This is a genomic window from Silvibacterium dinghuense, assembly GCF_004123295.1.
GTDB lineage: Bacteria > Acidobacteriota > Terriglobia > Terriglobales > Acidobacteriaceae > Silvibacterium > Silvibacterium dinghuense.
The window spans coordinates 33,441-59,630 of the sequence record NZ_SDMK01000004.1 but is presented as its reverse complement, the minus strand read 5'-3'; the positions used below and the strand labels follow the sequence as shown (position 1 = coordinate 59,630).

General features: G+C 56.6%; 13 protein-coding genes. 9 read left to right on the top strand and 4 right to left on the bottom strand.

The features are described from left to right. Nucleotides 1–78: 78 nt before the first annotated feature. A complete protein-coding gene (locus tag ESZ00_RS16460) occupies nucleotides 79–2,598 on the bottom strand; it encodes an alpha-glucuronidase family glycosyl hydrolase (protein WP_129209427.1) in 2,520 nt (839 codons plus the stop codon). A gap of 491 nt (nucleotides 2,599–3,089) precedes the next feature. Between ESZ00_RS16460 and ESZ00_RS16455 the strand changes: the two genes are divergently transcribed. Genes ESZ00_RS16455 through ESZ00_RS16445 form a run of 3 tightly spaced genes read left to right on the top strand, consistent with a single transcriptional unit; the run spans nucleotide 3,090 to nucleotide 8,547 of the window. Further along, nucleotides 3,090–4,268, top strand: a complete 1,179-nt coding sequence (locus ESZ00_RS16455) for a TolC family protein (protein WP_229741131.1) — start codon at nucleotides 3,090–3,092, stop codon at nucleotides 4,266–4,268. Beyond that, the gene (locus tag ESZ00_RS16450) at nucleotides 4,265–5,410 is read left to right on the top strand and encodes an efflux RND transporter periplasmic adaptor subunit (protein WP_129209426.1); all 1,146 of its coding nucleotides are present in this window, start codon (nucleotides 4,265–4,267) and stop codon (nucleotides 5,408–5,410) included. The genes ESZ00_RS16455 and ESZ00_RS16450 overlap by 4 nt, the downstream gene beginning before the upstream one ends. Then, the gene (locus ESZ00_RS16445; protein WP_129209425.1) at nucleotides 5,407–8,547 is read left to right on the top strand and encodes an efflux RND transporter permease subunit; all 3,141 of its coding nucleotides are present in this window, start codon (nucleotides 5,407–5,409) and stop codon (nucleotides 8,545–8,547) included. The genes ESZ00_RS16450 and ESZ00_RS16445 overlap by 4 nt, the downstream gene beginning before the upstream one ends. A gap of 106 nt (nucleotides 8,548–8,653) precedes the next feature. Here ESZ00_RS16445 and ESZ00_RS16440 read toward each other — a convergent pair whose 3' ends face one another. Next, complete coding sequence (locus ESZ00_RS16440) at nucleotides 8,654–9,505, bottom strand: alpha/beta hydrolase (protein WP_129209424.1); 852 nt, start codon at nucleotides 9,503–9,505, stop codon at nucleotides 8,654–8,656. A gap of 331 nt (nucleotides 9,506–9,836) precedes the next feature. Here ESZ00_RS16440 and ESZ00_RS16435 point away from each other — a divergent pair, with 331 nt between their 5' ends. Further along, nucleotides 9,837–10,745 carry an SMP-30/gluconolactonase/LRE family protein gene (locus ESZ00_RS16435; protein WP_164981562.1) on the top strand — a complete coding sequence of 303 codons (909 nt, stop codon included), beginning with the start codon at nucleotides 9,837–9,839 and terminating at the stop codon, nucleotides 10,743–10,745. Between the two features lie 8 nt (nucleotides 10,746–10,753). On the opposite strand, the gene ESZ00_RS16430 is transcribed toward ESZ00_RS16435, so the two are convergent. Both ESZ00_RS16430 and uxuA read right to left on the bottom strand, forming a co-directional pair. Next, a complete protein-coding gene (locus tag ESZ00_RS16430) occupies nucleotides 10,754–11,506 on the bottom strand; it encodes an SDR family NAD(P)-dependent oxidoreductase (RefSeq protein WP_129209422.1) in 753 nt (250 codons plus the stop codon). Beyond that, nucleotides 11,493–12,707, bottom strand: coding sequence for a mannonate dehydratase (uxuA, locus tag ESZ00_RS16425; protein ID WP_129209421.1), 1,215 nt, complete (start codon nucleotides 12,705–12,707; stop codon nucleotides 11,493–11,495). Before uxuA ends, ESZ00_RS16430 begins: the two co-directional genes overlap by 14 nt. Nucleotides 12,708–12,973: 266 nt before the next feature. Here uxuA and ESZ00_RS16420 point away from each other — a divergent pair, with 266 nt between their 5' ends. From ESZ00_RS16420 to ESZ00_RS16400, 5 genes are all read left to right on the top strand, one after another. Further along, on the top strand, nucleotides 12,974–14,143 hold the full coding sequence (locus tag ESZ00_RS16420) for a substrate-binding domain-containing protein (RefSeq protein ID WP_129209420.1): 1,170 nt from the start codon (nucleotides 12,974–12,976) through the stop codon (nucleotides 14,141–14,143). Nucleotides 14,144–14,606: 463 nt separating this feature from the next. Continuing rightward, nucleotides 14,607–18,329, top strand: coding sequence for an outer membrane beta-barrel protein (locus ESZ00_RS16415; RefSeq protein ID WP_164981561.1), 3,723 nt, complete (start codon nucleotides 14,607–14,609; stop codon nucleotides 18,327–18,329). A 251-nt stretch (nucleotides 18,330–18,580) separates the two neighbouring features. After that, the gene (locus ESZ00_RS16410) at nucleotides 18,581–20,821 is read left to right on the top strand and encodes a GH92 family glycosyl hydrolase (RefSeq protein ID WP_129209418.1); all 2,241 of its coding nucleotides are present in this window, start codon (nucleotides 18,581–18,583) and stop codon (nucleotides 20,819–20,821) included. Beyond that, complete coding sequence (locus ESZ00_RS16405) at nucleotides 20,811–23,846, top strand: DOMON domain-containing protein (protein ID WP_129209417.1); 3,036 nt, start codon at nucleotides 20,811–20,813, stop codon at nucleotides 23,844–23,846. The genes ESZ00_RS16410 and ESZ00_RS16405 overlap by 11 nt, the downstream gene beginning before the upstream one ends. Then, on the top strand, nucleotides 23,843–26,179 hold the full coding sequence (locus ESZ00_RS16400) for a glycoside hydrolase family 2 protein (RefSeq protein ID WP_129209416.1): 2,337 nt from the start codon (nucleotides 23,843–23,845) through the stop codon (nucleotides 26,177–26,179). The genes ESZ00_RS16405 and ESZ00_RS16400 overlap by 4 nt, the downstream gene beginning before the upstream one ends. The last annotated feature ends 11 nt before the right edge of the window (nucleotides 26,180–26,190 follow it).

Below are 26,190 nucleotides of genomic sequence, written 5' to 3'. Positions count from 1 at the left end.
AAACTCCATCGTTTTGCGTGGGCAAGGGATGAGAAGACGCAACGGTTATGAGCGTGGAAAAAGGGGTGAATCTTTGCGCTATCGCATGGTAGTTGCAGAAGCCGTGTCTGTCGCCTGCTTTCCGGCAGGCAGGAAAGAGAGATAGTCGATAGCGGCGGGATCCTTGCCGTCCGGCATTCCGCGCAGTGTGATTGTGTCGCCGGGATGCAGCAGAACCGGCATGGTTGTGTAGCGGGTGCTGGTATGGCCATCGAGCTTCAGGTCGTTCGAAGCCGGGGGCAGCGTGTCATCCGCTGTCCATGCGGCGATAGGAGCTCCGTTTACCAGCAGGGTGAAGTGTGCGTTGCCCTCCCGCAGATCGAAGTACTGCACCGCAATGCGATACTCACCGCTGCGTCCGGCTTTTGCGCTGAGCGAGCACCCTGAGCCTTGTTCACACTCGACCGCATGCCCGCCGGATGCGGTTTCTATCGGAGTGACGGCTACAGTGCGGTAGCCATCGGCCTGCATTGACTCGGCTTCCATGCGATCGGGGAAATTGTCTACGCGATGGAGCTCGTCGGGGATGCCGGATATGGTGTGGAACCATGTGTTCACGGCATCGCGCCAGACGATGGCATGTCCGGCCTGGTAATGAAACAGCTCCAGCACCTTTTCGAAGCGCTCCGGGTCGATATCCGGCTTCAAGGCCAGCCAGCGTGGCGCATAGGTTGCGACGGCCGCTGCGCCTTCATAGTGGCTGTTGTAGATATGCTGGATGACTGTATCGCCATTGTGCAGGCGGTAGGTATACGGCACGTGATGCATGAACAGCAACAGATCATCGGGGCAGGTTTTGAGCGACTCGTAGATGGCCGCCAGCTGCGGCGGATACTGGCCGATGTAGCCTGTTCCGGTGGCTACGGTGCGATCCATGCCCACACCTTGACGATCTGCGCGAAACCACTGTCCCCAGCCGTTGTTTTCTGCCGAACCTACGCCAGGACCATAATGGACGCCGATGATATCCGTTAAGGTGCCAATGCCGAGCGGACCGGTATAGTTTTCGTAATCGCGCCAGCTCTCGAGCTGCAGCGCGTCGATGGTGCGCACTACCTCCGGCTTGTTGCCGAAGGTCAGACGCGTCCAGGTGTCGATAATTTTTTCGGCCGGCTCATCGGGATTCCATGCCAGCCGGCCATAGCCGTAGAGATTGGCCATGGCCATCGGATGGTGCAGCCAGTTCGTATCCATGCCGACATTGGCGACCGCGACAAAGCCGCCCAGTGGTTGATGAAAGCTCCTGCCCTCGACGATCTCTTTGAGCGGCGTAGAGCGGTTCTCCGCGCGCAGATCGGTGTCGAGCGCCCACTTCCACATCGGTACCAGGAAAACCATGTGGCGCTGCTGGCCCGTGTATTCCTGGGTGATTTCCAGCTCTACGGTTTGCGAGGTGTGCCGCATCGCAGCGAAGAGCGGAGAGACCGGCTCCCGCACCTGGAAGTCGATGGGCCCATGCTTGATTTGCAGCACGACATTCGGCTCGAACTTACCATCGAGCGCATGGAAGTTATCGTATCCGGCCCGTGCGCGATCGGCCTTGAGGTCATGCCAGTCCAGGTGGTGGTTGTAGACGAAGCCGCGATAGAGCACGATGCCGCCATGCTTCTGCAGTGGACGTGCCAGCACATTCGCCGCTTCGGCTGGAGTGCGGTCATAGTGTGAAGGACCGGGGCGTCCCTCTGAATCCGCTTTCACAACAAAGCCGGCGAAATCCGGGATGCGTGTGTAGATTTCGTCGACGGTCTTCGACCACCATGCCGCTACTGCGGGGTCCAGCGGATCGAATGTCTTCAGGTGGCCGACAACCTCAGGACTCGAGAGATCGATGGATAGTGAGAGGCGGATGCCCCAAGGGCGCAACTCGTCCGCGATGCGGGTAAAGCCTGCCAGCTCTTCCGGCTCCAGCGTGCGCAGGTCGGCGTTGACGTTGTTCACGGTAAGTCCATTGATGCCGATCGAGGCCAGCAGCCGTCCGTAGTCGGATACGCGCGAAAGATCATCGCGTACCTTGCCTCCGTCAAAAAAAATGCTGCGGCCCGCGTAACCGCGCTCGATGCTGCCATCGAGATTGTCCCACTGGTTGACCCAGCGGATGGGGGCGGCGGGTGCGGAGGCAGTAGTGGATTTTGGAAGCGGCTGAAGCGTAGCGACGAGCTCGAGGAGATGGAAGACGCCGTAAAGCACGCCCCGTGTATCCGCGCCGAGAATGACGTAATCGTTGCCCTCGCGTTTGAAGCGGTAGGACTCCGGGGGCATGGCATCGTTGCGTGATGCCAGCCGCAGATCGAAGGCGGGAGCATGCGCGGTATTTCTGCCTGCGGTCGGCGCGACGGCAAATGGATGCCCGAGCATCGAGCTCAGACCATGGGCCAACTCCTGCGCGGCGCATCGATCGACCTGGGAGCTGCCTTCGACGCTAATGATCTGCGGAAGTGAAGCATAGGCCTGCGCATCCTGTGCGCTCAAACGGGCATAGCGCAGCCAGCCGGCGTGTCCATCCTCTGCAGCCAGGGATAAGGGGAGGAGCATAGCCAGGAGGAGGAGAACACGTCGCATTTTTTCATCATCTGGAAAGCGAAGATCACGCACATGGTCCAAATGTCCTATATCTCAGGGTGACATCTTTGTGTCGATCGCGAAATCCGGACCCTGCGGAAGGAGCGCGTGCGATACCACCGCAGCATACTCAAACGGGCTGGATCGGTACACCGGCGTGCAGCAGATGGCGGCTCGGCATGGCGGAAAGAGCAGGTTCTTAGCCGCTTTCGGCCGGTCGGACTCACCGAAAGATGCTGAAGCCATAACCGAAAGATAGCCGGGAATCCGGTGGACAACGTTGAAAACTTACCTAAGGTTCGCTTGGTGTAATGCCCCGCGGATGATCCGGATTCCGCTGCGATGGTGATGCAGCGGCTGCGTGGAGACGATTTATGCTCTCGATTTCCTGCATGACTGCATGGATGAAGCTGCGAAATGTTTTATTTAGATTTTTGCTCCTTAGCCTGTTTTCTCTGACGTTGCATACGGCAGCCGATGCGCAGTCCAGGATGAACTGGGATCAGGTAAAACAGTCCTTTCTTGCCTCGAATCCCACGCTTGCTGCGGATGAAAGCAATGTGCAGGAGATGAAGGCGGAAGAGATTACCGCCTACTTGCGGCCAAATCCGCAGGTCACCTTCGGCGTCGATCAGCTTTACCCCTTCTATAAAGATCCGGCGTACCAGCCATTTTCGAATGCGCTGACTACGGGTTCGATCACCTACCTGCATGAGCGCGATCACAAGCGTGAGCTACGCCAGGAGAGCGCACAGGAAGGAACACGTATCGCCTCTTCGCAGCACGAAGATCTTACGCGGAACATGATCTTCAACCTGCGCTCGCTCTTCGTGCAGACGCTTCAGGACAAGGCCCTGGTGCAGCTTTCCAAAGATGAGCTTGATTATTACGACCACATCATCGATATCAGTCGCACGCGTCTGAAGGATGGTGATCTGGCGCAGATTGATTTTGACCGCATTGTGTTGCAGCGCGTGCAGTACGAGTCAGATCTACAGGCCGCAGAGGTGAGTCTTCGAACCTCGAAGATTCAGCTGCTGCAACTGCTCGATCAGCGCACTCCCATTGACCAGTTTGATGTAGACGGAACCTTCGACTTTACCGATCAGCTGGATCCGGTTACCCAGTTCCGCCAGATTGCGCTGGCCGAGCGGCCGGATCTTCAGGCTGCGATGCAATCGGTGCAGCAGTCAGTGACAAATCACAAGCTGGCTGTTGCCAACGGCTCGACGGACCCTACCTTCGGAGTGGATGCCGGAGCAAATCCTCCTCTCGATCCATATGTAGGCTTCAACGTGAGTATTCCTCTGCGTATCTTCGATCGCAATCAGGGGGAAAAGAAGCGTACGCAGCTGGATATCGGCCGCAACCAGCAGCTTGAAGATGCAGCGCGGGCGCAGGTCTTCAGCGACGTGGATTCCGCATGGGAGCAGGTGAACAGCAATCTCATCCTGCTTCGTCCTTATAAGGCGCAGTATCTGGCGCAGGCGGTGCGCGTGCGCGACACGGTGACCTATGCCTATCAGCATGGCGGCGCTTCGCTGATGGACTTCCTGAACGCACAGAGCGATTACAGAAACGTACAGATGGCCTATCTGCAGCTGGTCGGAGCTTACCTGGTTGCTGCAGGGCAGCTGAACCTTGCCGTGGGCCGTGAGGTGATCCAATGAAGACTGCGAAGTATTTGCAAGCGCTGGCCTGTGTCGCAGCCGTGTCCTGGATGACGGCATGCGAAAAGAAGTTCGACCCGGCAAGCGGCGCTCCGACCTCGACCCCAGCAGTGGTAGAAGCAAGCCACAATGGAACGATCGCTATTCCTGACGCGGGGCGCTATTCGCTGGTGACCGCGGAGGCCATGCAGGCGTATCCCAGGCTGAACGTAACCGGTTCTGTCTTTCCTGATATCGCGCGGGAGGTGCCGGTGATCTCTCTGGCGAGTGGCCGTGTCGTAGATATCCGTGCGCGTCTCGATGATCACGTAAAAAAGGGCGATCTGCTTCTCCGGGTGCAGAGTCCGGATATCACGAACGCCTTCGACGTGTATCTGAAGGCGGCCAACGATGAGCAGCTTGCGCGTACGGCCCTGAATCGGGCCCAGGATCTTTATGACCATGGCGCAGTGCCAAAGAGTGCGCTGGAGCAAGCTCAGGATACGGAAGAAGATGCGCTTACGGATCTTCATGCGGCAGAACAGCAGCTCAAAACGCTGGGGGTCGATAAAGAGCATCCATCGAGCATCGTGAATGTATATGCGCCCATTCCCGGTGTCATCGTGGCGCAGAATGTAACCGATGCCGCGGCTGCCGGCGTGACCTATGCCGGCTCCCCGACTGCTTTCACCATTGCCGACCTCTCAGTGGTGTGGATCATCTGCGATGTCTATGAAAATGACATTCCGAAGTTGAAGCTGGGGCAGGCGGCAGAAATCAAGCTGGCAGCTTATCCTGATGAAACTCTGACGGGCCGCATCAGCGATATTGGACCGATACTCGATCCGAATATTCGCACTGCAAAGGTTCGCGTTGAAGTTCCGAACCCACGGAATCTTCTTCGCCTGGGCATGTTTGTTACTGCAAGCTTCCAGGGACAGGAGTCGAAGTCGTTCGCAGTGATCCCCGCGACCGCAGTTTTGCATCTGCACGATCGTGATTGGGTTTATGAGCCGGCGGGGAGCGGACAATTTCGCCGTGTGGAGGTGGAGATCGGAGATACGGAGCCCGATGGGAAGCAGCAGGTGCTCTCGGGTATTGCGCCCGGACAGCAGATTGTCGGTGATGTCCTTGCGCTTGAAACAGCACTGGAGGCGCAATGATCCGCAAGATTGTGGATGCTGCGCTGCAGAACCGCTTCCTGGTGCTGGCGGCTGCGGTATTGCTCTTCGCCTGGGGCATTGTCTCGTTTAAGCGACTGCCTGTCGAGGCCTATCCCGATGTGGCCAATAACTATGTCGATGTGATTGCGCAATGGCCAGGTATCTCTGCTGAGCAGATCGAGCAGCAGGTGACTATTCCGCTCGAGACGGTGATGAATGGCATTCCGGGAGTGGCTCACGTCCGCTCTTGGTCTATCTTTGGCCTGTCTACGGTAGAAATGGTTTTCGGAGAAGATACGACGAACTTCGAAAACCGTGAACGTGTGCTCGAGCGTCTTTCGCAGGTGACGCTGCCGACGGGAGTCACTCCGCAGATGGGAACCGACTGGAGCCCGGTCGGACAGATTTACTTCTACACGCTGAGAAGCACAAACCCGGAATACGACGTCATGAACCTGAAGACGATCGAGACCTGGGTGATTGAAAAGAATCTCAAGTCAGTGCCAGGTGTGCCAGATACTAATCCTTTTGGTGGCCCCACGCGCGAATACCAGGTGCGTCTCGATCCGGACAAGCTCGTGTCTTATGGGTTAAGTCTGGCCCAGGTTGAACAGCAAATTACGAATAACAATGCCAATGGTGGCGGCAGCTTTATCGAGGCCGGAAACCAGCAGATCAATATTCGCGAAGTAGGGCAGGTCCGCAATATTCAGGACATCGAAAACACGGTGATTCTGACTAAGACAGGCACCGCACTGCGCGTGCGTGATATTGCCACTGTCACGCAAGGTCCCATGATCCGTCTGGGCAGGTTCGGCGACACCTATCATCGCGAAGATGGCAAGTTGGTTGACGATGACGATGTAGTTTCCGGAATTGCTGTGCTGCAAAAAGGCGATGATGCCCAGCCGGTGCTGGAGGCCATCCATGAGAAGGTGAAGGAGCTAAACGATCAGATCCTGCCCAAGGGCGTGAAGATCGTTCCCTTTATCGATCGCAGTGAGCTGATCGAATTTACGACGCACACGGTGTTGCATAACCTCACCGAAGGCATCGTTCTTGTCGTCATCATTCTCTTTCTTTTTCTGGGGAATGTCCGCGGAGCCTTCATTGTCGCGCTGACGATTCCGTTCTCGTTGCTCTTTGCTGCAATCTGCCTCGATCTCAAGCACGTTCCCGCCAACCTGCTATCGCTCGGAGCGCTTGATTTCGGCATGGTTGTCGATGGCTCTGTGGTGATGGTGGAGAATATCGTGCGCCATCTGGGGCGCAAGAACGAGTCGGATCGGCCTACGGTGGAGCGCATCCGAGAGGCTGCGCATGAAGTGCAGCGGCCGGTCTTCTATGCCATCCTCATCATCATCACGGCGTATCTTCCGATCTTTACCCTGCAGGCTGTGGAAGGAAGACTCTTTCGCCCAATGGCCTGGACGGTTGCCTTTGCGCTGTTAGGCGCGCTTCTGTTCTCCATGGTGCTTGCGCCGGTGCTCTCGAGCTTTCTTTTCCGGCGCGGCGCAAAGGAGTGGGAGAACCCGGTGATGGAAAAGCTCAACACACGCTATCGCAGGAGCGTGCATTGGGCGATTCATCATCGCTGGCTCATGGTTGGCACCGGCATGTTCGGACTGGTCGTAGCCATTTATCTCGCAGTCGGCGGCGTCATTGGTTCGGAGTTCCTGCCGCATCTCGATGAAGGCGCACTCTGGGTGCGAGGAACGCTTGCGCAGAGTGCAGGCCCGGATGAAGGCATTCGCGTAGCGAATAAAGCGCGCCTGATCCTATGCTCTTTTCCTGAGGCAACGGAATGCACCAGTCAGACTGGCCGTCCCGATGACGGTACCGATCACACCGGCTTCTTCAACACGGAATACTTCGTAGGTTTAAAGCCGAAGAAAGAGTGGCGGCCTGTATTCGATGGAGATAAAGACAACCTGATTGCCGCAATGACACTGGAGCTTCAGCGTCAGATTCCAGGTGTTGTATGGGGTTTCTCGCAGCCCATCGAAGACAACATGGAAGAAGCGGTAAGCGGTGTGAAAGGTGAGCTTGCAACGAAGGTTTATGGCAGCGACCTTCATGTGCTTGAAGATAAGGCGACCCAGGTGGCCGACGTGATGAGCCACGTGCAAGGCATCACCGACCTGGGTGTTTTTCAGGTGACCGGCCAGCCCGATCTCGACATCGAGGTAGACCGCCGCAAGGCGGCACGGTTCCAGATCAATGTGGCTGATGTACAGGATGCTGTCCAGACGGCCGTGGGTGGGAATGCGCTTACACAGGTGTTGCGTGGGGAAGAGAGTTACAACCTTACCCTGCGCTATCTGCCGCACTATCGCGATACGCGCGAAGCGATTGAGAATATTCGCCTGCTTTCTCCCTCGGGCGAGCGTGTGTCGCTGGCGCAGTTGTGCACGATTCACGAGGCGGATGAAGGCTCGGAAATTTACCGCGAAAATAATCAGCGCTATGTAGCTATCAAGTACAGCGTAAGAGGCCGTGCTCTGGGTGACGCGGTAAAAGAGGCGATCAGTAAGGTTAATCAGCAGGTCTCGCTGCCGCGAGGCTATCACATTGGCTGGGAAGGAGAGTATCAGAGTGAGGTTCGCGCGGAGGCGCGCATGCTGATTATCGTGCCGCTCACCGTGCTGCTGATCTTCATCATCCTTTACGCAATGTATAAGTCCTTCAAGTGGGCTTTGCTCATCCTGGCGAATGTTGCCATGGCTCGTATTGGCGGCATGCTGGCGCTGCTCATCACTGGAACAAACTTCAGCGTTTCTTCGGGAGTCGGTTTCCTCGCGCTCTTTGGCGTCTCGGTGCAGACTGGCGTCATCATGCTCGAATACATGAACCAGTTGCGTGCACGCGGGAAGTCAATCGAGGAGTCTGCGATTGAAGGCGCTGTTCTGCGATTGCGGCCGATCATGATGACCATGCTGGTTGCGACATTAGGTCTCCTGCCTGCTGCCATGTCCCACGGTATCGGATCGGACTCACAACGGCCGTTTGCCATTGTCATCGTTGGGGGCCTGATTGCCGATCTCGTTATGAGTATCTTCCTGCTGCCGACTCTCTATGTGTGGATTGCCCGGCCCTCCGACGTTCTGCCTGAGCCGGAAGTCGAGTTTGAAAACTGATGATGTGGCAAATGCTGAAGCTGCATAGCTAGATAAGAGTCGCGTCCGCAGTGTTCTTGGGACGTGACTCTTGCACGGCTATGCGGCGCAGCAGGATCTGCGAAGGTTATGGCTCTGCGTGCGCCATCCAGCCATTGCGAGTCATCCAGGCGCCGAGCAGGTCTGGCCACATCGAAGCTCCGGGAACATGCTCTGCCAGCACGAGCCCATGAGACCCGTGCTCGAACAGGTGCATTTCCACGGGGCGATGATGATGTACATATGCTTGATAGAAGAGGACGCTGTTCTCTACCGGGACAACCGGATCATCGCTTGTGGCGAAGAGAAAGACGGGCGGTGAATCGTCGGTCACGTGGAGCTCATTGGATAACTCATCCTCGACCTGCGGTGCCGGTGCATCACCGAGCAGGCTGGTGTGCGAACCGGAGTGCGTGATGCCGGGCTTCATCGAGATGACCGGATAGGCAAGGATGCCAAAGTTCGGACGTGGGTCCAGAGCATCAACCGCATCGGCTGTTTCGAAGGGAAGCTTCTCCTGTCCATGCGTGAGCAGGTAAGACGCCATGTGCCCGCCGGCGGAGAAGCCCCATACCCCGAGCCGCGTCTCGTCGATTCCGAAATCCTTAGCGCGTGAGCGGATGAAACGGACGGCTCTCTGTCCATCGAGCATTTCGGCCGGATAGTGATACGGAGCCACGCGGTAATGCAGCACGAATGCTGCGATACCATGCGCGCAGAGCCACTTTGCCACCGGCTCTCCTTCCGGTGCGGCCAGATAGTGATAGCCTCCACCCGGAATGACAAGAATGCCCGTCTGTGTCGGGTTCTTCGCTGGCAGATACACATCGATAGCCGGAGTGTCGGTCGCTGCCGAGCCGGTTGCCAGGGGGACTTTGCCTGCCCAGAGAGGCAGGCTTGTGTCGGGTGAAGCGACGCTGATTCCACATCCCAACATCATGACGAGAGCCCAGAGAACAGCCTGGGATAATCTTTTCGGGGAAATTGCCAACCTCTGCTGCAAAGGGAAGAACCTCCTGGTTTCTCTGAGCTTCAAATGCGCAATGATTAGGATTTCCAATGGAGAAGGAAGAAGGCAACGGGAATTTTATTTCTCCACCGTGTTTCGCATGGTGTGATGCGCGCGTTCTTATCGATTCTGCTTCCATAAGTGGGGAAGGACGCGCCAGAAGACTCTCTCTAATGGCAAACTGGAAGCGCGCTTGCGGAGGCATATCGCGATTCCTCTGCGCATGCGGTGATGCAGAGCTTTCGATGGATGAAGGATGCGGATGGATGTGACTTCCGGCAAGGTTCGTGAGATTTCCTGTGTGGTTTCAGCCCATGATATTTGCGGCGAGGGCGTGGTCTGGCATCCGGAAGAAGATGCCTTGTACTGGACCGATATCAACCGGCGTCTTCTGCATCGCTACAGGCTCGCGGATACACGCTTTGAGACGTGGCAGTTTGAGCAGCCGGTGACGGCTGTGGCGCTTACTTCCAACCCTGCGCTCATCCTCGTCGTGCTCGGGGGGAGCATCATTCTCTGGGATACAACTGCCTGCTGTTCCGTGGCCACGCTCTTCCAACTGCCTGCGTGGCCGGGAGTGCGATGCAACGATGCCCGGGTCGGTCCGGATGGAATGCTCTGGTTCGGCACGATGCAAAACAATGTCCGAAGCGATGGCGGCAGCGTGGAGATTACCGACTATCTTGGCGAGTTGCTTTCGCTCGAGCGCAGCGGCAAGACCTGTGTATGGCACAGCGGCATGGGGATCATGAATACCGTGGCCTGGTCGCCCAGTGGAGAGCGCCTCTTCTTCGGAGATACACTGCGCAATTGTATCTATAGCTCGGATTTCTATTGCACTTCGAGCACGATCTCTGCACCTGCTCTCTTTGCCGAAGGCTTTCTTCGCGGCCTGCCCGATGGTTCTGCTATGGATGCGGACGGATATCTATGGAATTGCAGATATGGCGGAGGCTGCATCGTCCGTTTCGCACCGGACGGCGCGCTAGCGGAGGTGATCGATACGTCGGTGAAGAATCCGACGACCTGTGCTTTCGGTGGTCCTGATTACAAGACGTTGTACTTTACCTCGGCTGCCGCCTCGGAGGATGGCGAGGCGGCGCCAGGTGGTGCGCTTTTCTGTTTGGAGGTAGAGGTTCCCGGCCTTCCAAGTTATCGGTTCGAGTTATAGGTGCATATCTATAGGCGCACCGGGAGCTGTGCGAGTAATCCTCCATCGACCCGATAGGAGGACCCGGTCAGGAAAGAGGCTTCATCGCTCAGCAGGAAGGCGATGACCTGCGCCACTTCTGCAGGCTGCGCCACTCTCTGCAGCGGATGCGAGCTGCCCCATTCCGCCAGTATCTCTTCGAGAGGTCCGTCTCCACGGAAGGAATCTGCGGAGGCGCGAACCATCGGTGTATCGACTGTTCCCGGCATCACGGAATTCACGCGGATGTGATCTTTCGCATGATCCACGGCCATGGCACGTACCAGCGCCTCAAGCGTGCCTTTGCTCGCTGCATAGGCAGCAACGCCATCCTGACAGGCCAATGCCTGGACGGACGAAACAATCACAATGGCGCCGCCTGCTTTCATCCTGGGGATGGCTGCCCGGGCCGCGAGAAAGGCGCCACGGGCATTCACGGATTGCACCATGTCATATTCTTCGACCGGCGTTGTGATCACGGTTCCGTAGTGCTGAATCCCCGCGCTGTACACCAGCCAGTCGAGATTTTTTCCGTCCGCAGCAGTTTGCACGGCGGCTTCGACCTGTGCGGGCTCCCGGACGTCGCAACGAAGCCAGGGCGCGCCGTGGAGGTCTCCGTTGGGGTCGCTCAGATCTGCCACTGTAACCTTTGCGCCGCGCTCTTGAAGAAGCTGAGCCGTGACGAGGCCTATCCCTGAGGCCCCTCCAAAGACGAGCGCATTCTTTCCGCTATATGGCTTCATCGTGTTCCACCTTCGCCGTTATGCGTTCTGCCATGCGTATGGCTCCCCGAAGCTCTGCGAGCCCACGCAACCGCCCCACTGCCGGATACCCTGGAGCCGCTGCGCGCTCACAATCATTCAATAGCTCCTGGCCATGATCGGAGCGGAAGGGAAGCTTTGCGCATTCTCCACACTGCTCTTGTTTCACAACCTCAAGCAGGATTCCGATGAGGTCCGCATCGCCTTCGAGGTGGGCTGCTTCAAAGAAGCTCTCCAGCGGCTGGCTACCTGCCTTGACCAGAGTGTTCTCACGCTGTGTCGAGCGGAGGTGGAAGAATGCAATGCGCGGTAAGAAACGGTGCACCATGGCAGCCAAATCGTTATCTGCTCTTACTCCGAGAGCGCCTGTGCAGAAGGTGATTCCATTTGCTGTCAGTGCAGACTGTGCCATAAGCCAGTCCAGATCCTCTGCCGTGCTTACGATCCTAGGTAGCCCAAGCAGGGGTCTCGGCGGATCATCGGGGTGAACGCCTAATCGCATTCCGAGTTCCTCCGCTACCGGGCAGACAGATCGCAGGAATTCTCCTGCATGCTCGCGGAAGCTGCTTGCATCCAGGCCGTTATATTGCTCGACCAAATCGCGGACTCCCTGCAGAGTGTAGCGGCCATTGCCGCCGGGCAGGCCGCACAGGATGGTTTCAAGGAGCTCATCTCTTTCGTGAGGCGTCATTGCCTGGAAATAAGCTTGCGCCTGTTGACTGGCCGCTTCTCCCCACTCCTGCTCTGCTCCGTTGCGCTTGAGAAGATAGAGATCGAATGCGGCAAACGCGAGCGCATCAAAGCGGAGGGTAAAGCCTCCACCGGGCACGGGCGCGTGCAAATGGGTTCGCGTCCAGCTGAACAGAGGCATCCAGTTATAGGCCACGGTGCGGATGCCGCAGGCGGCCAGGTTTAGCAAAGACGTCTTGAAATTTTCCGTGTCACGCTGCCATCCCGGGGCGCGCATTTTGATGCGCTCTGTGACGTCGAGGCTTTCGACGACGCTCCAGCGCAATCCTGCGGCTTCAATCTCCGCTTTGCGTTTTCGAATGAGCTCAACCGGCCATGCTTCGCCGGCGGGAACTTCATGGAGCGCGGTGACGATGCCCTCCGCGCCTGCCTCTTTCGCGTCTCGCAGTGTGACTCGATCGCCCGGTCCAAACCAGCGCCAGGTCTGCTCCATACTCTTACTCCAACCCTGCTTCCCGAGGTTTCAAAACTATACCCCTCAATGCCCGCCATTGCCGATTGTGCCTTGTTTCCATTACTTTTTTGCGGGGTATGGCAAATCCTTCTCCCCGGTATCCATTGCGTGCCCATCCTAATCCTGCTGGAGGCAGCTTGAGAGCGGGAATCCCTGAGCAAGGAAATCGTTTTGCAGTGCGAGACGTTATGGAGCTTGAAGATGCGGAAAGAATGCCATACAGAAACCTGTAGAGAGACAGCCAAATGACAAAACATGACAGCGTAGAGCCGGAAGAAGGTTCACGACGCAAGCGTTCCTACACCATCCAGTCCGTGGTGCGTGCCGTGGATATCCTCAACGCCTTCACAACTACGTCGGAGATTCTCGATCTCCGCGTGGTGGCTGCGCGTACCGGCCTGCACAAGGCCACGGCGTTTCGCCTGCTGGAAACTCTGGTGGAGACGCGCATGCTCGAGCGCGCGGGCAAGCAGGGCTATCGTTCCTCGATCCAGGTCTCGCGTTCGCGGCGTTTCCGGATCGGCTACGCCTCGCAGAGCAACCTGCTTCCATTTACGGCAACTGTCACGGATGGCCTGGTGGTGGCGGCGAATGCTGCCAATGTGGATCTTCTGATTGCGAATAACGAATTCAGCCCGAGGATTGCGCTCCAGAACGCGGATAAATTCATCGCGGAAAAAGTGGATCTGGTGGTGGACTCGCAAATTAATGTGGCCGTGGCAGCGCAGATTGCCGCCAAATTTTCCGATGCGCGTATTCCATTTATCGCGCTCGATATTCCTCATCCTGGAGCTGTCTACTTTGGCGCGGATAACTATAAAGCGGGCCGCATGGCAGGACGCCATCTGGCGAAATGGGCGACACGCCACTGGAAGGCCAATCCGGAGCAATTGATTCTTCTTGGTGTGGATGTTGCCGGCTCGCTTCTAAATGCGCGGCTCACCGGTATTGTCGATGGCATTGGTGAATTGCTTCCCGGAGGCCGCAACCTTCCTACGCATCATTACGATACGAAGGGTGGCCAATTTGAAGCCACACTCGATCTGGTGCGTAAGCACCTGCGCCGCAAGCGGCCCGAGCGAGCGCTGGTTGGTGCAGTGAACGACTCCACCGCGCTGGCTGCGCTGCAGGCCTTTCGCGAGGCAGGCCTCGAGCGGGCCTGCGCGATTGCAGGCCAGGATGGCAGCCTTGCGGCCAGGGAAGAAATGCGGCGCTCTTCCTCGCGCCTGGTCTGTTCCGTGGCCTATTTTCCTGAAACCTACGGCGCGCAGATTATTCAGCTGGCTCTCGATATTCTCAGGCGTAAGCCAGTAGCTCCCGCGGTCTTCGTGCAGCACGAACTCCTCACTCCGGAGAATGTGAACAAGATTTATCCGAATGATGCGTGGATGAAGCGAGCCCCGGATCGCGTTTGAAATGGCTCATGTGAACGCTATTTTTGTTTCTCTGTGTAAAACGTAAAGCCATATCTTGCGAGGAACCGTCCAGCCTGTATCCGGATATGGATTACACATGGATTTCCTGTAAAACATGATTTTTTACGCCTTTACCGCGCCTGTGCACGAGAGGGGCTTAAGACGGATTCGTTGTGCGATGTGAAACGATCTTCACTGCCCCTGAAAAGCCGCCTTCGCTGTTGACATGCTGTTTCAGCACAACCTAAAAAGCCGGTTGGAATCGGACAAACAGATACGCACAGAAGCTGTGAACATGCTTTACCTTGTGCTGGCCATCCGGCAGTTCCCCCTGTCCGCATTCCGAAGTTGAGGAGGCGGAATGCTTTTTGGAAACAAACATAAGAAGACAGCGGCAATCGCTGGACATGGTGGTTTTATGAAAGGTCTGCGGATGGTTTTCCGGCCGGGCTTATGGCTGGCTATGAGCATTGTCTTGATGTTGCCGGCGATGCTCCAGGCACAAACAGGGCAGGGCTCGATTGGAGGCACGGTGCACGATGCGCATGGTGCGGTCATTCCCCATGCCTCGATCGAAGTCACCAGCAACGCGACCGGCGTACAGCAGACAACGCAGGCAAATGACGAAGGAGCCTTCCAGGTGCTTTCGTTGAATCCCGGCGAGTACAGCGTGGGGATATCGGCACCTGGCTTCGAGCAGAAGGTGATGAAGTCAGTCACGGTAGCCGGTGTGGGACTCACCTCACTCGATATTTTGCTCGAGGTTGGCAAGGCGAACACCGTAGTGACTGTGAATGCGAATGTCGACCTGCTGACCAAGAGCGAGTCGGATGTTACGACGACCGTGGATCATAAGCTCGTTCTGGATCTCCCCTACCCGGAACGCAGTTCGCTCGAGGCTGCGCTGCTCGCTCCCGGTGTGGAGGGAGATACGTTGCAGCCGGGCGGAATTTCAACGGAAAATCCGAATGCCTATACCAGCTATGTGGTGCCTGGCGCCAGCATCGTGGTAGGCGGCGCGCCTCCTGGAACCAGCTCAGTGGTTGTGGACGGCTCGGATGTAACGCAGGCCAGTTACGCGCGTACGGGTGTGAATCTCTCCGGACGCGAAGTACAGGAAACAACCGTGATCGTGACCGGGCTCTCGGCGAAGTATGGCCGCACGGGCGGAGGCGTTATTGTGCAGAGCAGCGCTGCCGGCACAAAGGATTATCACGGCGGGGTGACATATCGTCATACCGATCCTTACTTCAATGCCTTTCCTGACGGCGGTACCACGAGCAATGCGCTGCATGAAAACTACTACGGGTTCTATCTCGGCGGACCTGTTTGGATTCCCAAAGTGTATCCGCATCGGGATAAGACTTTCTTCTTCGTCGGTGTTGAGCCGGCCCGTATGCAGAACGCCTTTGGCTTTCGCGGTATCTTCCCCACGCCGGATGAACTCGCGGGCCATATCCATAACTCGCTGGCATTGTTAAATCAGAGCATCCTGAAATCTTCCGGCTATGCCGCGGCTCTTGCTGCCCCGCGTATCGGCGCTATCAATTATCAGTCCGCAGTGAATGCGGCTGGCTTTCCTGATGGCCCTTACGATGCTTCTCTGATCCGTGCCATCCCGAATGACGATATTTCGGCTCAGCTGGCGCAGAACCCCTTTGCGCAATATGTTCTTTCGTTGTTCCCGACGCCGAGCAATCCTGGTCCATATATAAAGTTCGACAATGCTCAGGCGACTTCGCAGAATGACGGCACGAATGCGACCTATAAGCGCGGTGTCAACAATGTGGATAATCGCTACTCCATGCGTTTCGACCAGCATTTCAGCAATTCAGATCAGCTCTTTGTCCGCTATACGGTAATTCCAGTTGTCGCAAACCGGTTCTTTGCTGTTTCCGCGTCGAATCCGCTGACGATCGTGCCTACGGATTCGGCACGGACCCACGATATCGCCGTGGGCTATACGCATGTCTTCACGAATAACATTGTCAACTCCTTTCATTATTCGTTCATGCGAGTGAATCAACAGCGTCTGCCTCCTCCTATCACGCAGAACAAGGATTTCGCCGCAGCTTATGGCCTGACTCCGGCTACTTCGGGATATGGCTTTCCCAGTCTCGGCAATCTGAACCAGAATGGCGTGTCTTACACCATGCAGATGGGGACTGCGACTGCGGCCATCCAGGCGGACCAGAACTTTATCGCCGGGGACGATGTTACATGGACGCATGGGCAGCATCTCTTCCAGTTCGGCACAGACATTCGCTGGATTCAGTCGAACCAGTACGATCTCAGCGGAACCACAGGCGGAAAATATAACTTCCTTGGCGCACAGACGAACAATGGATCTTCCGGTGGTGCGCCTCTGGCCACATTCATTCTCGGTACCATCTCGGCCTTCAGCAATACTCCGGTAGAAGTTCCCGGATACTATCGCTGGCGCTACTATGCGGGGTACTTCCAGGATGACTGGCGCGTAACGCCGCATCTCACCATCAATGCCGGCCTGCGCTGGGAGCTAGAGACGCCGCGCGCAGAGAAGTTCAATAACCAGGCCTATATCCGTCTGAATACGCCGGGTAATCTCAACGGCCTTCTGGATACGACCACGGCCTATTGCTTCTCGGATGCATGCGGAAACCCTCGCACGCTCTGGCCGATCAACTACAAGGGCTTTGAGCCACGGCTGGGTTTTGCCTACTCGCCGAATGAGCGTATGACGGTGCGGGCAGCATACACGCTGCAGCGTTTGCCGCTCACCGGGTATGAGAATATTCCTGACCCGGATTTCAATGTGTCCTCTCAGGCTGTTGGTGGCCAGAGCGGTGGTGTCACTCCGAATTCCACGGTCAACTACATTACCAATCCGGTGGGTGCGCTCACCTCTGCCTATACCGCGCTGAACGGTAATCGTGGACCGATTCTTTACTCCACGGGGCTGGCTCCTGTGTTCGTTTCGCAGAGCAGTGCTGTTCCTTATACGCAGAGCTGGTCGTTTACGGTGCAATATCAGCCTGCTCCGCTGACTCTTCTTCAGGCTACATACAACGGTAGCAAGGGTACGCATCTGATCGGGCCGTTTACGAATGCACTCAATACCCCGACGCTCGGTACCCTGATTGAGGCGATCCAGAGCCATCAGAATCTTGGGGCTTCATCGCCGAATGCTTATGGCATTACGCAGAATGGCGCTCTGGTCTCGGAGACTAATCTGCAGCGGCTGAATCCTTACCAGAATTTCTACAATCAGGCGCTTCCGGAGATTTATCCGCGCGGCGGCACGATGGAGTACAACGGCTTTTATCTCAGCGTGAACCAGCGTTTCGGCTATGGGCTCTCACTGCTTGCTAACTACACATGGTCGAAGACCATGGATGATGTTCCGGATACCAATACTGGAGCTAACTCTGGGGGGTTCGGCTCCGCGGTACTGCAGAATCCCTACAATCCGAAGGCGGAGTGGTCTGTGTCGAGCTTCGATCAGCCCAGCCGCCTTAAGCTCGGATACACCTATGAGCTGCCCCTGGGCCGTGGAAAGTGGCTCGATACGCACAATGGATTTCTCAACCAGGTTATCGGGAATATCTCGACGGCTGGCATCGCCACATATGCTGACGGACTGCCTACGCCCGTCACGCTGGGAACCGTGGGCTATTTTGTTTCTGTCACCCCTACAGGCACGAATGGCTGCACGGCCACCGGTACCGCGAAGTATTGCACGGCCAGTGCATTGCCCTCTGGTTACACGCTGCGCCCCAATCTCGTTCCGGGCGCTCACCTGATCAATAAGAACTGGAAGAAAAATGCCTTGAATTCGAACTTCACGCCGTATCTCAATCCGGATGCATTTGCGGTTCCGGGCACGCTGAACAATCCGGCTCTCGGTAATGCACCGCGCCTGCTGGCCGGGGCGCGCAGCCCGCGCGAGGCTCTCTTCGATATGCAATTCAGCAAGGGGGTGGCATTCGGCGAGCGTTATCATCTCAACCTCAATGCCACCTTCAGCAATGTCTTCAATCATCCGGTATATTACGGCGCGAACCACGTGCTCGACGGATCGATTACGACCTCTAATGTCACGGGAACAGTGACACCCAACCCCTCGGCGAGCTTTGGCCAGTTCAACCAGTCGCAGACCGCGGGTATGTCTCGCATCATTCGCATCGGTGGAGAATTCACCTTCTAGGCTGATTGATGCGAAAAGGCTATGGCGTACTTCGCGATAAGAAGTACGCCATAGTTGTTTTCTTGGAAGCCGCGAGCCCGGCTCGTTTCAGGCTCCGAGACGGATCGGTATGCCGCTATCACGCATTGACGCATGGCTGAGCGGAGTCTACAAACAGAAGCGAAAGGGGAGAACGCGTGCAGTATTGGCTGCCTCGAGGCAAGCGCAGAGTATCCAGGCAGAATTCATCTAGGACTTCGCATGCCTTATTCATGCGAGCGACTGTGCTTTTGTGGGTGCTGAGCGGAACATGTGCGGCATTGGCTCAGTCGCATCCAGGAAACGGCGATCCATACTCACTGGTCGATCCGCACATCGGTACTTCGTACGATGGCCAGACTTATCCGGTGGTGGGCATGCCCTTCGGCATGACAGGCTGGACCCCGGAGACACAGGCTACGGAAAATAAGTGCCTGTCCCCCTACTATTACAAAGACAGCCATATCACTGGATTTCGCGGCAGCCACTGGTTGAGCGGCAGCTGCACCCAGGACTACGGCAGCGTCACGCTGATGCCTGTGGTGGGAGACCTCAAGGTCGCCCCCTCGGCGCGCGCTTCCCGTTTTTCTCATGATTCTGAGGTGATGTCGCCTGCCTATTACTCCGTGTTACTCGAGGACTATCAGACGAAGGTCGAGCTGACGGGTACAACTCGGGCAGGAATGTTGAGGATTACGTATCCTGCAGCGGGAGTTCGGCACCTGGTGGTGCAGCCGAATGTAAGAGCGGGGCAGGGATTCGTAGAAGTAAGACCGGATCGGCATGAGATTGTCGGTTATAACCCTGTGGTGCGCATCTATCAGGGAGCGGGAAAGTCTGCGGGCTTCAGCGGATATTTTGCCCTGCGCTATCAGGAGAAGGCTGCTGATTTCGGGACATGGTGCGGCAAAGACGTATCGCAGCATGCATTGAAAACGAAGATACCCTGCACGCAGCCGGGGGCCTTTGTCACCTTTGCAGGGAATGCATCGTCACCCGTTCTCGTCAAAATAGGTACGTCGTTCACGAGCGTGGAGGAAGCAGAGAAGAACCTGGATGCGGAAGAGCAGGGATGGAATTTTGACGAAGTTCAGCAGGAAACAGAAAAGGCCTGGAAGCATCTGCTGGGAAGGATTGAGATCGAGGGAGGAACGCCGGAAGAACGGACCGTCTTCTACACCGCGCTCTTCCATGCCTCACTCGCGCCGCGAATGGTCAGCGATGTCGATGGAAGCTATCGCGGCTTTGCTCAGGAGGGCAAGCTGCATCGTACCGCAGGCGGTTCTGCGTATTACGATGACTTCTCGCTCTGGGATACCTTCCGCGCACTTCATCCCCTGCTGACTATTCTTGAGCCGCAGCGCGACCAGCAGATGGTGCAGAGCCTGATCGACAAGGGTGAGCAGGGAGGCTTTCTCCCTATCTTTCCTACATGGAACAGCTATACCTCGGAGATGATCGGCGATCATGCTGCGCCGGTCATCGTGGATGCTTACGCCAAGGGGCTGCGCGACTTTGACGTTGCAGCGGCTTATCGCCTTATCCGGCAGAATGCTTTTGTAACTCCGCCGCGGGTTCAGTATGTGGATGGCAAGGGGCGCCGCGCGCTCACCTCTTACATGCGATATGGCTTCGTTCCGCTCGAGGATGAAGTGCTCGATGCCTTCCATCATCGGGAGCAGGTCTCTCGCACGCTGGAATATGCGTATGACGATTCCGTAGTCGCTCAGTTTGCCGAAGCGCTGGGACATACGGAAGATGCCGATGTGTTGCGCAAGCGTTCGGCGAACTGGAGAAGAGTCTTCGATCCGTCGACAGGCTTTGTACGCGGACGTTACGCCAACGGAAACTGGATTACGCCCTTCGATCCATCGAAGCCGGTGCCGTATATCACCGAGGGCCTTCCGTGGCAGTACACCTTCTTTGTGCCGCAGGATATTTCAGGGTTGATTCAGGCCAGCGGCGGAGCGGCGACATTTATCGAAAAGCTGGATGGGCTGTTCGATAAGGGACTTTACGATCAAGGGAACGAGCCGAGTCATGGCATCGCCTATCTGTATAACTATGCCGGAACTCCGTGGAAGACGCAGGAGCGCGTGCGCCAGATCATGCTTGCGAACTTTCACGGAGGCCCAGATGGGCTCCCGGGCAACGACGATGCCGGGCAGATGTCTGCCTGGTATGTGTTGAGTGCGATGGGCTTCTATCCGGAATGTCCCGGCACACCTATGTATAGCATCGGCTCTCCGCTCTTCACTCGTATCGTGATTCATCAGGACAATGGGAAAAACTTTACGATCCTCGCGCCTGGCAGTTCTGCGCGCAGTTTGTATGTCCGTTCTGTGCAGCGGGATGGCGTCCAGCTGCTCACGTATGAATTTCGTCACGAAGATATCGTGAATGGTTCCACGCTTACGTTTGAGATGAGTGCGGAGCCGAACAAAACAACAATGGGACCTGTTCATGGCAAATAAACGCCGATTTGTACTGCTTGCCTCTTCCTGCCTTGCTGCTCTCTCGATTGCTTTTCCGCTTCCTGTTCTCGCACAGATGGTGACGGGTTCTCGGATGCCAGGCTATGCGGATGTCTTTGGCCTCGCTGCGGATCAGCAGGCGAAGGACTACTCGGTAGAAGAGATCGCCGTCTTTGCTGGGCAATCAACCGGGGTAAATAGTGTGCTGCCCGGAGAGAGCATCTCGCTTACGTTTCGCTTCAAGAACCGGACATCGCACCCGATGGAAGCGAATGGCGAGATGGAGCTCATCAGCTACGCAACGAAAGTGCCAGCCGGAGAGGTGTGGAAGCCGCAGGTTTCACGGATCGCGAAGGAAGGCTCAACCCCATTTCATCTGAATCTTGCGCCGGGAGGCACGCAGGATGTTGTTGTTGTGCCTCAGGTGCCGGAGCGCTTTGGTGGCTATGTGCTTGTCTCCGATGTGGAAGGACGCGGCAGGAGCTTTGCCGCGGCATTGGCGCGCTCGATCTCTCCGGATAATGGTCGGGTGCAATTTCCGACCTATGCCCTTGATGCGACCTGGCCGCAGTTCATGAACGAAAAGGTATTCACCCTGTTCGAGCGGCTCGGGGTAAAGGCGATGCGTCTTCCTGCATCCTATGCTCCTGCTTCTGCTCCTGAAGCGGCGACGCTCGAGCGTGACCTCGATGCTTATATGGGCTGGGCCAAGACGCATGATGTAGCGGTGATGCTCACATTGCAGAATGGTTCGACGGTGACGCAGCCGCTTGGCCGTCCGCGTCCATGGCTCTCACCTGAGGGCACGATGCTGAAGAGTAAATCCGACGAAGCATGGCTTCCTCAGTATGATCCCGATTTTCAAAACTGGGTCGAGCGCCTGGCGATGCGCTATGGCTGGCCGAGCGGCAATCTGAATGCGGTGGAGTTATGGAATGAGCCATGGGAGAGCACGTCTATCTCTGGCTGGGGCGCGGACATTCCTCGTTATCGCGAGATTTACACCAGCATGGCGCAAGGGGTGGAAGCGGCACGCAAGAAGGCGGGTGTTCAGGTTCTTATTGGCGGCACATGTTCTTCATCGAATGCGCGAGACAAGCTCTTTGCGGATGGTTCGGACCAGTTTTTGAAGTGGCTCGACTTTGTCAGCGTTCACTATCAGCCGCTTGCTGCGGATGCTACCGAAGAGCCGGCATGGAGAAATCGCAAGAGCCCTTACGGGCCGGTTCGCGTGTGGGATACGGAAAGCTGGATTGCGAATTCCGAGGATCGATTTCCAGCGGTGATCGCATCCATGCGCGCCCAGGGACTAACGCGTACCGCTGGTATTTATGCGGGGAACGTTTATGACAGCCACAACCTCGTTGTGGATGGAAAGCCTGTTTCCATTGTGCAGGTATGGGCACCGGCCGCGGCAGTTGCCGCGACACAGAAGTTCATCGGCCAGCGTGATTTTGAGCGGCTCCTTTTTGCCAACGGACTTCCCTGGGTCTTTACCTTTCGTGGATTGCCCGGTGCAGCAAAGCCGGAAGAAGATGGCACGCTGGTGGTGCTCGGCGACCTGAAGGCGCTTTACGATCCGAATCGAACAGTGTTTCGTTCTGTGCATATCGCATCGGACGCACATCTTGTCTTGCATGACAGCGAGCATCGCCTGCGAGCATTCGACAGCAATGGCAACGCCATGCCTGCTTTGAATGGCGTTCTTACGGTTCCATTGAATGGCAGCGGTTATTTTCTTCGTGGTGACGGACGCAATGGATCATTCGCGGCTCTGCTTGCAGCGGTACGTTCGGCTGAAATCCATGGCATCGATCCGGTAGAGATTGTTGCGCATGATATGACCACGCCGCTGGGAGCCGGTTCTTCGTTTCGCCTGACACTGACGAATGTGTTGAACCATCCCATCGATGCCAATGTTTCAGCGCGCCTGACCAATCTTTCTCTTCCCCTCGACACGCAGCGAGTTCGTCTCGTTGCAAATGAGACGCGCACGGTTACGTTCTCGCTGCCTCCGGAAACGCCGCTCCCGCAGAATGTCTATCCACTCGAAGCCTCTGTGGATGCGGGCGCAGAGGGAACGGCCACGCTGCATGAAGATCTGCACGTGAACCGGATCGCCTATCGCACGATCTCTGTCGACGGCAATCTGCAGGACTGGGTCGGGGTGCTTCCTCAGATTCTTCCCGGCACCGGGATCGGTGCCAATCTGACGGAAGAAGCCTGGCTTCCTTACCGGGACTTCACACAGGGTGCTGGCAGCAACCTTGCTACCGCATATCTTGCCTATGACGATCAGTTTTTCTACTTTGCCGCAAAGATTGCCGATACCACGCCGGACGCTGGCATGCTTCGCTTCGCAAAGCGGGATGACGACTCGTATTTTTATCCCACACATGTGCAGGCGCCTGACGGTACACCGCTGACCTGGCCTGAGAATGTGCGGCACTTCTCTTATCGCAAGCATTTTGACGTTCCCTCCGGCAGCGGTGAGCATGATAACGTGCAGATCGCCTTCAATGTTCTTCCGGCGAAGCCTCTGCTTCCGCATCCGCCTGGAGTGATGCCACACTTCATCACGTACTGGGATACAGACTATGAGTTCGCTCTCAACACCGTTGCTCAGGAGTACGGTGGCGGGACGGAGATCTGGCGTTTGCAGGCTCCGGGGATTCCACGCAAGCATTTCTTTCCGCGCCAGCCGCATTCGCCTATCGACGGTGGTCCTGTCGATGGCAAGCTTGTAACCCGCTACGAAAACGGTACGCGGATTGTCGAAGCTGCCATTCCCTGGAGCGCAATGCCCGAGGTCTATGCTCGTATTCAGCGAGGAGAGACGATCAAGTTCACCTGCCGCGTCAATGACAACAAGGGGCCGGCACATGAGCTTGCGACCGGACGCAGTGTGTCCACGACCAACTCCTTTACCTTTCATGATGACTGGAAGACGCACTGGTCGAACGAGCTTGAATTCAGCGCGGACCGCAATGGCGCAACCTCGACATCTATTCAGGAGAAACAATGAATCGCAGGTTTTTTCTCAAATCTTCCGGGCTGGCCGCAGGCGCGACGCTCGTGCCTGCGGCCATGCATGGCATGGCAGAACAGATGGATGCCTCGCAGCATGCTCTTCCTCGCATCGTCCCGATCAATCAGGGATGGCTGTTTTCCCCAGCCGTGATGCCGGGAGATACGGATGCGCATTTCAACGATGCAGGCTATGCGCCGGTGGTTCTGCCTCATACCAACAAGCTTCTTCCTTGGCATAGCTTTGATGATGCGGACTACGAATTTATCTCCAGCTATCGCCGTCACTTCCGCCTTCCGCGCTCGGCGCGCGAACAGCGTGTCTTCGTGGACTTTGAAGGTGCGATGACGGCCTCTACGGTCTGGATCAATGGACACAGCCTCGGTGAATATAAGGGCGGCTATACGCACTTCTCCTTTGAGCTGACTCCCTTCGTGAATTGGGACGGGGACAATGTACTTGCCGTACACCTGGACTCCACGGAGCGTAAGGATATTCCTCCCTTCGGTTACGAAGTGGATTACATGACCTTCGGCGGTATCTATCGCGAGGTGAATCTTCGCATCGTTCCCAGGATTTTTCTTGAGAATCTGGTCGCTCGTGCCATCGATCCGCTTTCGCCGTCTCCTTCGCTCGAGGTCGAGAGCTTCTTTGAATCCTCGGTGCAGGCCGAGAAAGGCCTTGTGTTGCATGTGGAATTGCGCGATGGCGATCGTGTTCTCGCGCAGCAGTCGGCAGCCTTTGCTCCTAAGCCGGTTGCGGGTGGAGGCAGCTCGCAGGTCGTGACGTTGGAACACCTGTCCGGCATCGAGTTGTGGGATTTGCAGCATCCGAAGCTCTATAGCGTGCATGTACAGCTCCGTCGCGGTGAGCAGGTGCATGACGAGGACAGCCGGCGCATCGGTTTTCGCGAAGCCCATTTTACTCCTGCAGGATTCTCGCTCAACGGCAACATTGTGAAGCTGAGGGGCCTGGACAGGCATCAGACGTTTCCATTCGTAGGACAGGCAATGCCGGCTCGTGTGCAGCGCAGAGACGCCTGGATTCTGCGTCACGAGCTGAAATGCAACATCGTGAGAACCTCGCACTATCCGCAGTCGCGTCACTTTCTCGATGCCTGCGATGAGCTTGGCCTTCTGGTGCTGGAGGAGATTCCCGGCTGGCAGCATATCGGAGACGCGGCCTGGCAGGATATTGCTGTGGATAATGTCGGCCGGATGATTCGCCGGGACTGGAACCACCCTTCGATCATTCTTTGGGGCGTTCGCATCAATGAGTCCAAGGACGATCACGATTTCTATACGCGGACGAACGCTGCTGCTCATGCGCTGGATAAGACGCGGCAGACCGGAGGCATTCGCTCCAATCTGGCTTCGGAGTTGCTTGAGGATGTTTACACCAACAACGATTTCGGATTTCCGCTTCACGCTCCGGTAGCGCCGTTGTATCTGAATACAGAGTTTGTCGGGCACACTTTTCCTACACGCTCTACGGATAACTCAGAGCGGCAGCGCGAGCATACTCTGCGTCACGCCCGTATCCACGACCAGATTGCTTCTTCGGCCAGCTTTTCCGGAGGCATTGGCTGGTGCGCATTTGATTACAACACGCACTTCAATTTCGGCAGTGGTGACCGTATCTGCTATCACGGCGTTTCGGATATTTTCCGGCTGCCGAAACCTGCGGCAGGATTCTATAAGTCGCAGTGCGATCCTGCAGAAGAGGTTGTTCTGGAACCGGCATTCCATTGGGCGCGTAACGATGAGAATGTCGGCTTTACTACGGCGCTCGTCTGTTCGAACTGCGATCATCTCAAGTTTTATCTGAATCGAGGTTCAGGTTTCGAGCTGATTGCCGAAGCTGACCCCGATCGTCAGCAGTTTTCACATCTTCGCTATCCGCCCTTTTCTGTGCCGCTCGATAAAAAGTCGCTTCGCGATTGGGGTGACCTGCGCATCGATGGCTATATTCAGGGCAAGCAGGTTATCTCGAAGAGCTTTTCAGGGCGTGGCGTGGACCGCAAGTTCCACGCCACGGCGGATGACCTCGAGCTCCATGCGGACGGCGCAGATACCACACGTATCGTTCTTCGTGTGACGGATGAGTTCGATCGCATTCGCCCCATTGCTAACGACCCGATTGTCTTTGATCTCTCCGGCCCGGCGCAGCTTATTGGTGACAATCCTTTTTCGCTTATAGGGGGAACGGGCGCGATCTGGATTCGTGCTACGAGGCAGCCCGGCACAGTGGTTCTGCGGGCAAAGCATCCGCGTCTGGGTACGAAGGAGATCAGCATTCAGGTCACTCCAGCGGCCTCTGACCTGGTATAGGAGCGTGGGAT